This window comes from Streptomyces sp. BR123 (assembly GCF_013401435.1).
In the GTDB taxonomy this organism is placed as follows: domain Bacteria; phylum Actinomycetota; class Actinomycetes; order Streptomycetales; family Streptomycetaceae; genus Streptomyces.
The window spans coordinates 1-9,522 of sequence record NZ_JACBGN010000273.1 but is presented as its reverse complement, the minus strand read 5'-3'; the positions used below and the strand labels follow the sequence as shown (position 1 = coordinate 9,522).

The following is a 9,522-nucleotide window of genomic DNA, read 5'->3' as shown; positions in this document are numbered from 1 at the left end:
GGGGAGGGGAGGGGAGAAGCCGGCATGTGGTCGTCCGGCCCGCACGGACGTGATGCTGCGTCCCCGTCATGATCCGGCAGGCCGCCGCCCCGACCCCGGGCGCGAGCGCGAGGTCAGGCGTGCCGCGTGCCGGCGCATCCGGGCCCGGTCACCGGGGAAGCAGCTGTCCCACTCCCCCTCCAGGCGCATCCAGGCCGCCGGCTGCCCGCTCTCCGCCTGCAGCGGGACGCCGGCGTCGACGACCGCGGCGTACGACAGCCCGAACGTCGGCGCCGCGCCCGGCCGGTAGGAGCGGACGGTCGCCAGAGCCGGCTCCCGGAACAGTCCCGCCCGCAGCCCGGTCTCCTCCAGCAGCTCCCGACCCGCGGCCTCCCGAGGTGTCTCCCCCGTCTCCACGCGCCCGCCCGGCGGGACCAGCCCCCGCCACCGGTGCTGCACCAGCAGGATGCGGGACAGCGTCCCGTCGAACACCCAGACCTCGGCCGCGAGCGGGCCCTCCAGCTCCGGTCCGGCCGCCGCCAGCCACCGGCGCGCGCCGTCCAGTTCCACGACCGCGAGGTCCGCGTCCGCCGCGGCCGCCTCGAAGGCCCGTTGCCCGATCCTGTTCTCCGCCATCGGATCACCCTACGAAGCCCCGCCGACACCGCCGCTCGGGTCCGTGTTCAGGAAGATCCAGTGGTCGTCCGGCAGGTTCGCAGGGGCCGGAGGAGGGACCGGGCGGGTTTCCTCGTGCCAGGCCGGGCCCACGGCGGCCGTGGCGATGCCGCGCCAGAACCGGGCGGCGCCCGCGTTCGCCTCCTGGAAGGCGATCGCCCAGGCGCCGGGCCGGGAGCGCAGCAGTTGCAGGGCCGCCTGTCGGCCGACGCCGCGCCGGCGCAGCGCCCGTACGACGAAGAACGCGGAGATCGAGGTCGCGCCCTCGGGCAGCGGACGGGTCAGGATGAAGCCCGCCGGAGCCGTGCCGTACCGGATCAGCAGGGCCTCCCGCCCCGGCTCGTCGAAGAACAGGGGCAGGCTGCCGAACCCGAACCTCCCGTCGGCCGCCGGGAGGTGGCCGAGGAACTCCGACAGGTCGTGCCGGTAGAGCTGTGCCAACTGCTCGACGGACGGGCGGTGTTCAGCGCCCGCGGGCCGGACGGTGACCGGTGCGGTGGAGTCGGTGGTCGAACCCATCCGCGGATTCTGGCACGGGTACGCCGTCCTCGTCCTCGTCGCCACCGCGTCGTCCTCGTCCTCGCCGTCGCCGTCCTCGTCCTCGCCGTCCTCGTCGCCGCGAAGGCCCCACCGGCCAGGCCAGGGAGAGCCCTACGGCGTGTCTCGGGGCGTGGTGGCGAGGTCCGCGATGCGCTGGATGAGGTCGGCGTACGTCCAGCCCGCGCCGGATGCCGCGAGCGGCAGCAGGCTCGTGGCCGTCAGCCCCGGGAGGGCGTTGACCTCCAGGCACAGGGGTTCGCCCGCCGCGTCGCAGCGGAAGTCGGTGCGGGAGTAGGTGTGCGCGTCGAAGCCCAGGGCCTCGTGTGCGCGCAGGGCCAGTTCCTGGAGCCGGGACGCGAACTCCGCCGGGATCCGGGCCGGACACACCTCGCTCACCGCTCCGGGCCGGTACCTGGCCGCGTAGTCGAACAGCGGTGTGTTCAGCTCGATCTCGACCACCGGGAGCACCTGGTCACCCACCACGGCAACGGTGAACTCCCGGCCCGGGAGGAACGGTTCCACCAGGAGCTCGCCCTCGCCGGCCCGCATCCCCGCGGCGATCCGCTCCAGTTCGGCGAGGGAGTCCGCCCGGTGCACCGACACGCTCGAACCGTCCGCGACGGGCTTGACCACCACCGGACCGGCGGCCAGCAGCCGCTGCACGTCGTGCGGCACCTCGTCGGTGCCGGGCTGCCACAGCGCGCGCTCGGGCACGGGCAGCCCGGCGGCGCCCAGGACGGCCTGCGCCCGCTCCTTGTGCCAGGCGGCCTTGCACGCGGTGCCGTTCGCCCCGGTGAAGCGGACGCCCGCCTCGTGCAACCGGCCCTGCACCCAGCCGTCCTCGCCCCGGCCGCCGTGCAGGGCGAGGAAGACGAGGTCCGCCTCGCGCAGCAGCCCCAGCACCGGCCCGTCGGGCCCGTCGGGCCCGCCTGCGAGGGCGGCGTCCATGCGCTGCTTCAAGAGCCGCCGACCGAGGCCGGACGGCGGCTCCTTGCCGACCGTGCACTCCTGCACGGCGTCACCGGGGCGCAGGGGTCCGGCCAGGACCGGCGTCTCGGCGGCCGGGTCGACCAGCAGCACCTCGTGGCCGCGCTCCAGCAGGGCCCGGGCGACCGAGCCGCCCGAGGCCAGGGAGACGTCTCGCTCCGGGCTCTCACCACCACACAAGATCGCGATTCGCATGCCGGGATTGTGTCCCTTCCCGCAGCCCTCCGCAGCCGCCGACAGGCCGAGAACGGCCCGTCGGTCGCCGGCCGGCCGCCGACCGTCAAACACCGGACCCGCCGGTGTGATGTGCGTCATCCCGTCGGTGCCCGCCGCACGGTCGGGAGCGGAAACCCGTACCCCCAAAAGGCGACAAATACGGACAACTGTCGCATATGGCCCATTCAATTCAGTTTTCGGCATATACCCCTTGATGGTGTGTCAGTCGAAAACCGGCGATGCATAATCGGGCCCGGTCGTCTCCGGCAGTGATGGAGCCATCGGGGCACCGACACCGCCCCCGGCCGCATTCCGCACCGGACCGATCCCCAAGGCGTTCTCCATGTCCCTCGTCACCCGCACCCGCCTCGCGGGCCTGCTCGCCGCGCTCTCCGTCGGCGCCGCCGGCGTGACGACCTGGGCCTACGGGTACGGCGTCGAGCAGCCGGCGACGGCCCCCCAGGCGGTCGTCCGCCCGAGTGTGACCGAAGGCACGGTCCTCCACGTCGTCGCCCACCCCGACGACGACCTGTTCTTCATGAACCCCGACCTGAGCCGCTCCATATCCGCGGGCGTCAAGGTCACCACCGTCTACCTGACCTCCGGCGAGTCCGACGGCCGGAACGAGGCCCACAGCCCGCACCTGGAGGACCCCGAGGGCCCCGCCGACCACGCCGCCTACGCCGAGGCCCGCCAGAACGGCATACGGGCCGCCTACGCGCAGATGGCCACCGGCGACCGCACCAGCCCCTGGGAGCGCAAGTCCGTCCCCACCGCCGGCGGCGGGAGCGCCGAGGTGGACGTCCTCACCGCCCGGCCCGAGGTCAACCTGGTGTGGATGCAGCTGCGCGAAGCCCGCAGCATCTCCGGCGACAACCCGGACAGCCTGCGCGGCCTGTGGGACGACCGGGTCCCCGCCCTGGACGCCCAGCTGACCTCCGGAACGCCGGTCGAGCTCCCGTTCTCGTACACGAAGGACCAGGCGATAGACGCCATCGCGGGCGTCTTCGCGATGTACAGGCCGACCGCGATACGGACGCAGGACCCGACACCCGGCAAGGCGTCCGGCGGCGGTGCCTTCCTCGACCACCAGGACCACATGTACGGCGCCCGCTTCGTGCAGGCCGCCGCCGAGCGCTACGCCAAGTCCGCGGACCGGCCGCACTTCTCGGTCCAGAACTACATGAGCTACGCCAACACCTCCCTGCCCCCGACGCTCGACCCGCAGACGGCCGAGGAGAAGCTCGGCTACCTCAAGACCTACGCCTGGATGGACCACGAGGACTGGTGCGGCAGCCCCGCCGGCTGCGGCGACCGCAAGACCGCGACCCGCCCCGCCGGCGCCGGCTGGAGCCAGACCCTCCGCTACGCCCGCGGCGACGGCACCTCCTGGATGACCGAGGGACGCGCCGGCCGGCTGTGGGCCTTCGCCGTCCTGAACGGGCAGATGGCCCACTGGTCGCGCAGCGGCGCCGGGGCCCCCTGGCAGGGCCCGCGCTTCCTCCCCGGCACCGGCATCGACACCGGTGCGACGGCGGTCCGGCTCCCCGACGGCCGGATCGTGGTGTTCGGCACCCGCACCACCCTCGGCGCGACGCACGAGGCGTACGGCCGGGAGGTCGTGTACGCCGTCCAGAGCGCGCCCGACAGTGTCGCGTTCGGCCCGTGGCAGTCGCTGGGCACTCCGGACATCTCGAACGTGTCCGCCACCTCGGCGATCAGTGCCCCTGCCGTCTCCGTCGACGACACGGGCCGCATGACGGTGTACGTACGGGACTCCCGGCACACCCTGCGCGCCCGTACCCAGCCGGCCCCGGACGCCGCCTTCGACGCGTGGCAGGACCTGGGCGGCACCCGCCTGCTCGGCGACCCCGTTACCGCGACCGACGGCTCCGGGCGACGGCACGTGTACGCGGCGACGGCGTCCACCGTGCTCGCCTGGGTCCAGCCGGCCCCGGACGCCCCGTACAGCGGCCCCCTCCCGACCGGTCTGCCGGCGACCACGGGCCCGCTCTCGGCGAGCCCGCAGGAGGACGGCGGCGTCCGCCTGTACTTCCGCCGCCCCGGCACGGGCGCCGTCGGCACGGGCCTGGCCGCCACGGGCACGGCCGCAGCAGCGGGCGCGACCGGAGACGCGGACAGCAGCTCCGCGGAGGCGCAGTTCTCCGCCGTCACGGAGGCGGGCGGCGACGGCGGCTACGGCGCCGTCAGCGTCGCGGGCCGCCTGCTCGCGGGCCGGGCCGGAGCGGGCACGGTCAGCGTGTCGGGCACGGACGGCCCGCCGTCCTGGCACCAGTCCCAGATGCTCTACACGGGCGCCCCGGCGGCCGTGGCCGAGCCGGACGGCAGCGCCGTCGCGGCGGCGGTCGGCCTCGACGGGGGCCTGCACATCTTGGCGGCCGCCCCCGCGACCGAATCCGGTCCGCCCGGCAGCGGCGCCCCCGCCCCCTGGCACCGGGCGGTCCAGCCCTGGATGGCCGCCCTGGCCGGACGCCCGGGCACGGGCTCCGCCGCAGGCCCGCTGCCGTAAGCCGCCGATCCGGAGCAACGCGCCTCCGGTGCCTCCGGTGGCAGCGCGGACCGGCGCGGGCGAGGATGACGGCCAGACCACGCCGCGGGCAGGCCCCGTGCGCGGGCAGGCCCCGTACGCGGGCAGGCCCCGTACGGGGGCAGAGCACGGCCGCACGGCGGCGGCCCGGCGGAGGTCGGCTCGTGACACTCGTGACGCTCGTGACCGACGGCGATCGGGGCTGCCATGACCCCTTCTCCTTCCCCTCTTCCTTCCTTCCCCCGCTCCGCCGCAGGCGGCCGTACGGCTTCGGGCGGAACGGTCCGCGCCGTCGCCTCCGTGGCCGTACTGGCCGCCTTCGCCACGGGGTGCAGGAACGACACGGCCCCGCCCTGGGGCTACCCGGACCTCAAGGCGACCCTGGGCTCGCTGTCCCGCGCACTCGACGAGGGCTGTGCCGGGGCGGCCCCCGAGAGCTGCGCCGACGACCTCGACCGGCTCGGCGCGCTCGCCGACCGCGCCTTCGACCAGGCCCTGGAGCACCGGCTCCTCGACGCCGGGTACGTCGACGCCGTGACCGATCTGGCCCGGGCGAGGGAGCTGCGCGCCGCCACGGCCGCGGACGCCGGGGCCCGCCGTGATCCGCGTTACGCGCCGTTCAGACGGGCGGTGGCCGCCGAGATGCTCGCGTACCGGCGCCTCCTGGCCGCGCTGGAGCGCGTACGCACCGCTCCGCCGCCGGGCGACGGGACGGATCCCGTCTGAGACCCAGACCTGTCTCGAACGGTGCCGCGGACACGCCACTCACCCCCGGGGCGTCCCGGCGGGCTACGGCCGCAAGGGCGGTGCGGGCAGGGGCCGCCCTTCGAGCGCCAGGAGGGAGAGCACGGTGATCGCGCCCGTCCAGGCGAGCGGGGCGATCGACGCGGGCCGCCCCTCCCTGTCCACCTTCTCCGGCAGTTCGCCGAGCGCGTTCTGCTTGGACAGGACCCACTCCAGCACCCGTTCGGCCTCGGCCGGTCTCCCCGTACCGGCCCAGGCGAGCGCGAAGAACGCCGTACTCGGCGTCCACGCGTTCCCGCCCCACGGCGCGGTGGGATCGTTCCCGGGGGTGAGCCCCCCGTTCGGCAGGAGCAGCGCCCGGTACGTGGAGTCGAGCGCCCGCGGCAGGTCGGCCGGAGCGGCGTTGAAGGGGGGTGCCATGAACGCCACCGCGCTGTCGCGCCCGTGCCGGCCGTCGACGGTGCGCTGGTACCCCCGGGGAGCGAACCGTGCGGCGATCCCGGCGGAGAGCCGCCGCGCGGCAGCGGCCCAGCGCGCCGCGTCGCCCGGCCGGTCCGCCTCCCGGGCGAGGTCCGCGGAGGCGTTGAGTCCGGCGAGGAGGGGCGCGGCCGTACCGATGTTCGGCGTGGTCGTCATCAGCTCCCAGTAGTCGGGGGAGGCCGGGGGCAGCCCGTCCGCGCCCAGGGACGCCGCCGCGTGGTCGGCCGCCTTGCGGATCATCGGGTAGAGGGTCTTCATGCGGGCCCGGCGGGTGTCCGGGGGAGCCGCCCGGTACCACTGCCAGGCGGCCCAGGGGACCCACCCGTTGGCATCCAGCTGCCACCGCCTGCCGTCCGGCGGGCCGGAACCGTCGAGCTTCGTCCGTGCCTCCCAGGTGCCGTCCTTGCGCTGGGTCGCGGCGCTGTAGCGCAGGATCCGGAAGGCCTCGGCGTCGTGGCCGGTGTGCGCGAACGCGGCGGCCGCGAATCCGGAGTCACGCGGCCAGGAGTACTTCCAGCCGGCCGTCCAGCCCGCCGCCAGCGCGCCGTTCGGCTGGAGCAGGGCCCGCATCGACAGCAGGGCCCGCCCGGCCGCCGCGCGCTGCGCCTGCGTTCTGCCGGGGACCCGGCCGGCGGCCAGCCAGGCGCGGCTCTGCGCGATCTGCCGCAGGGCCGCCGGATGGTCGCGGGGGACCACCGCCGACGCGGTCCTGGCGGCGGGGAGGTACGCCCACCAGCCCGACGGCAGCCGCAGCACGTTGCTCTGTCCGACGTATCGCGCACCCCGGGCGGTGGCCGGCGGGACACCCACGGCGGTGGTCGTGTTGGCGAGGAGCCCGACGGTGGGGGCGGCGAGCACCGACAGGGGCGCGTAGCTGCCCACGGCGTCACCGTGGCCGCCGCCCCCCTGGTGCCCGGCGGGCCCGACGAGGAACCCGGGCCGCTCCGGTGCCCGGTCGGGCGGACGCCCGACCTGCCGACCCGCGGCGCACACGGGAAGGGCGACGCCCGCCAGGCACAGCGCGAAGACCGCCCATCGGAAGACCGGCCATCGGAAGAGCGTCCATCGGAAGACCGGCCGTCGGTGGACCGACCGCCGGACGAGCCGGACACCGGGCATCGCCACACCTCCCGTGGGGCCGTCGGGCCTCCGTACGCGCGCCCCCCTGCCCCCATCGCCCATCGTGGAAGAGCCGTGCGGAGGCTGCTACGCCATGCCGCCGCACGGGTGAGCAACGGCTCCGCCGGGCCGCGCCGCCCCCGCACCGCGGCCCCCGTATCTCACCCATGTACCGCATCGCCGCCCCGCGCCCCCTAACCCGTCCCGACCCGCCCGGGATGCCGGTGCCCGCGAACCGTGCACACGATGGGTGCCCGACGACGGCAGGTCGGGCCTCGCTGCACAAGGGGTGGTGAATGGGCACTGCTGCGATGACGGGCGAGGGCGTACGCGGGCATCCCTCCGCGCCGGGCCGGGCGAGCGCCGCCCGCCGTGCCCGGCTGCGCAGGCTTCTCCTGCCGGGGCTCTGCGCCACCGTCGTCGCCGCGGCCGGAGCCCTGATCGCCGTCGGCTGCTTCCTCGGGCTCTACGTACGGCCCACCTCCGACGACTGGTGCGCCGCCTGGAAGTCCCGTGACCTGGGAGTCCTCGGCATCACCGCCGACTTCTACACGACCCAGAACGGCCGGATCACCAATGCCCTCCTCAGCGGTCTCGTCTACGCCGACGGACTGACCGGGATCAAAGTCCTCCCGACCGTCATAGCCGTCACCTTCACGGCGGGCCTCGTCCTGCTCGGGCGGGAGTTCGTCCGCCTGCTCGGCGGCAGACCCCGGGTGCTGCCGCTGACCGCCTGCGCCCTGGTCGTCCAGGCACTGCTCTACTTCGCAGGCACCCGCAGCTACCAGGTGCTGCTGTGGGCGCCCGCCACGATCTCCCACACCCTCCCGAGCGTCATCGGGGTGTGGGCGCTGCTGCTGGCCGTCCACACCGTCCGCCACCGCAGCGCCGCGGTCCGGGCAGCGGGCTTCTCCGCCGCCTTCCTCACCGCCTTCGCGATCGGCACCCTGAGCGAGCCGTTCGCCCTCGTCAGCGGCCTGCTCGCCGCCGCGGCCGGCCTGTCGGCACTACTGCCCCCGGGGCCGGCGCGCATCAGGCGCCGCCCTTTCCTCTGGTGCCTGCTGTGGTGTGCCGGCCTCCTCTGCGGTCTCGCCGTGCTCTACACGTCCCCCGGGGCCCGATGGCGCCGCGCCCAGCAGCCCGAGCGGGAGTCGATGCTCTCCGCGGCCGAGCTCAGGGCCACCTTCGAGGACTGGCTGCGCATGTGGGACGCGGTCACCGGCCAGTGGGCCTACCTCGGGGCCGCCGCCGTCGGCGTGCTCCTGGGCATCGGCCTGCGGATCCGCCCCCGCGGCCAGGACCGGGGCTCCCCGCCCGTGATGCGCCGGAAGCTGCCGCTCCCCGTGCTGCTGCTCCCCGTGCCCGTGGTGCTGCTGGGGTCGTTCGCCGTGGTGGCCGGCCTGCGCAGCGGCTACGGCCCGACCGGGTGGACGTACGCCCGCACCTGGACGAGTTACCTGCTGGCGATGGAGCTGGCCCTCTGCGGCTACGGCGCCCTGCTCGGAGCATGGGCCGCGCGCCGGCCGACGGCCCGCGCAGCCACCCGTACGGCTGCGGCCACGGCTGTCGGGGCCGGCGCGGTGGCGGCGGGCTGCCTGGCGCTGGCGTCGACGGCCGCGCTCGTCCCGAACGTCCGGCAGCTCACGACCGCCACGGTCACCCGCGCCGCGGCCTGGGACGCCCAGAACGCCCGCATCCGCGCCGAAGCCGCGCGCGGCGCCGCCGACGCGGGCTACACACCGCTCCCCATCGGGAACCTCGCCGAACCCTTCTTCACGGGAAGCCACGAGCGCGACTGGGTCGCCGCCTGCGTGGCGAAGTGGTACGGCCTCGACCGCGTCCACCACCGCTGAACACGGCCCGAACCGCCGCAGCAGGCGACCGCGCCCCCGAGACCGGCGCCGCCAGGTGCTCGCGTTCCTGTTCGGATCCCGCGACGGCTGTCACGAGGCGGACCGTTCTCGCGAGTACGCCGCTGCGGCCCTCCGCCTTGCGATGCACCGCACCGGACGCCGCGAGCCGGCAAACCCTTCCGGCCAGAACACCGGGGAGGGAAGTACCGGCGGCTGCCGCACCGCCGCTGTGGCGACACCGCCCGCCCCGGGCAGCCGTACGGCACCATGGCACGTGCCCTGCGCTCTTCCGGCACCCCGCCGAGTGCTTCGCCGAGTGCTCTGCCGACCCGCAGCCGCCGAGCCGACCCCAACCCTGACCCTGGACCCCGACCCCGACCC

At 75.5% G+C, this 9,522-nt stretch carries 7 protein-coding genes; 3 read left to right on the top strand and 4 right to left on the bottom strand.

From position 1 onward, the window contains the following. Positions 1-66: 66 nt before the first annotated feature. From HYE82_RS29410 to HYE82_RS29400, 3 genes are all read right to left on the bottom strand, one after another. Positions 67-615 (bottom strand): NUDIX domain-containing protein, encoded by a 549-nt coding sequence (locus HYE82_RS29410; protein WP_179177225.1) that lies wholly within the window; start codon positions 613-615, stop codon positions 67-69. Positions 616-624: 9 nt separating this feature from the next. Further along, complete coding sequence (locus tag HYE82_RS29405) at positions 625-1,173, bottom strand: GNAT family N-acetyltransferase (protein WP_179177224.1); 549 nt, start codon at positions 1,171-1,173, stop codon at positions 625-627. Between the two features lie 132 nt (positions 1,174-1,305). After that, entirely contained in the window at positions 1,306-2,376 is a 1,071-nt protein-coding gene (locus HYE82_RS29400) for a D-alanine--D-alanine ligase (protein ID WP_179177223.1), read from the bottom strand. A gap of 364 nt (positions 2,377-2,740) precedes the next feature. Between HYE82_RS29400 and HYE82_RS29395 the strand changes: the two genes are divergently transcribed. Further along, complete coding sequence (locus tag HYE82_RS29395; protein WP_179177222.1) at positions 2,741-4,927, top strand: PIG-L family deacetylase; 2,187 nt, start codon at positions 2,741-2,743, stop codon at positions 4,925-4,927. Between the two features lie 225 nt (positions 4,928-5,152). Further along, positions 5,153-5,671 carry a hypothetical protein gene (locus HYE82_RS29390; RefSeq protein WP_179177221.1) on the top strand — a complete coding sequence of 173 codons (519 nt, stop codon included), beginning with the start codon at positions 5,153-5,155 and terminating at the stop codon, positions 5,669-5,671. Positions 5,672-5,734: 63 nt separating this feature from the next. On the opposite strand, the gene HYE82_RS29385 is transcribed toward HYE82_RS29390, so the two are convergent. Next, positions 5,735-7,051: a glycoside hydrolase family 15 gene (locus HYE82_RS29385; protein ID WP_179177220.1), complete on the bottom strand. Its 1,317-nt coding sequence runs from the start codon at positions 7,049-7,051 to the stop codon at positions 5,735-5,737. Between the two features lie 533 nt (positions 7,052-7,584). Between HYE82_RS29385 and HYE82_RS29380 the strand changes: the two genes are divergently transcribed. Beyond that, positions 7,585-9,141: a DUF6056 family protein gene (locus HYE82_RS29380; protein WP_179177219.1), complete on the top strand. Its 1,557-nt coding sequence runs from the start codon at positions 7,585-7,587 to the stop codon at positions 9,139-9,141. Positions 9,142-9,522: the final 381 nt, after the last annotated feature.

What these genes read in the sequence shown, in the direction of transcription:
- HYE82_RS29410 (WP_179177225.1), bottom strand. Translation starts at nt 615, where the DNA reads ATGGCGGAGAACAGGATCGGGCAACGGGCCTTCGAGGCGGCCGCGGCG.
- HYE82_RS29405 (WP_179177224.1), bottom strand. Translation starts at nt 1,173, where the DNA reads ATGGGTTCGACCACCGACTCCACCGCACCGGTCACCGTCCGGCCCGCG.
- HYE82_RS29400 (WP_179177223.1), bottom strand. Translation starts at nt 2,376, where the DNA reads ATGCGAATCGCGATCTTGTGTGGTGGTGAGAGCCCGGAGCGAGACGTC.
- HYE82_RS29395 (WP_179177222.1), top strand. Translation starts at nt 2,741, where the DNA reads ATGTCCCTCGTCACCCGCACCCGCCTCGCGGGCCTGCTCGCCGCGCTC.
- HYE82_RS29390 (WP_179177221.1), top strand. Translation starts at nt 5,153, where the DNA reads ATGACCCCTTCTCCTTCCCCTCTTCCTTCCTTCCCCCGCTCCGCCGCA.
- HYE82_RS29380 (WP_179177219.1), top strand. Translation starts at nt 7,585, where the DNA reads ATGGGCACTGCTGCGATGACGGGCGAGGGCGTACGCGGGCATCCCTCC.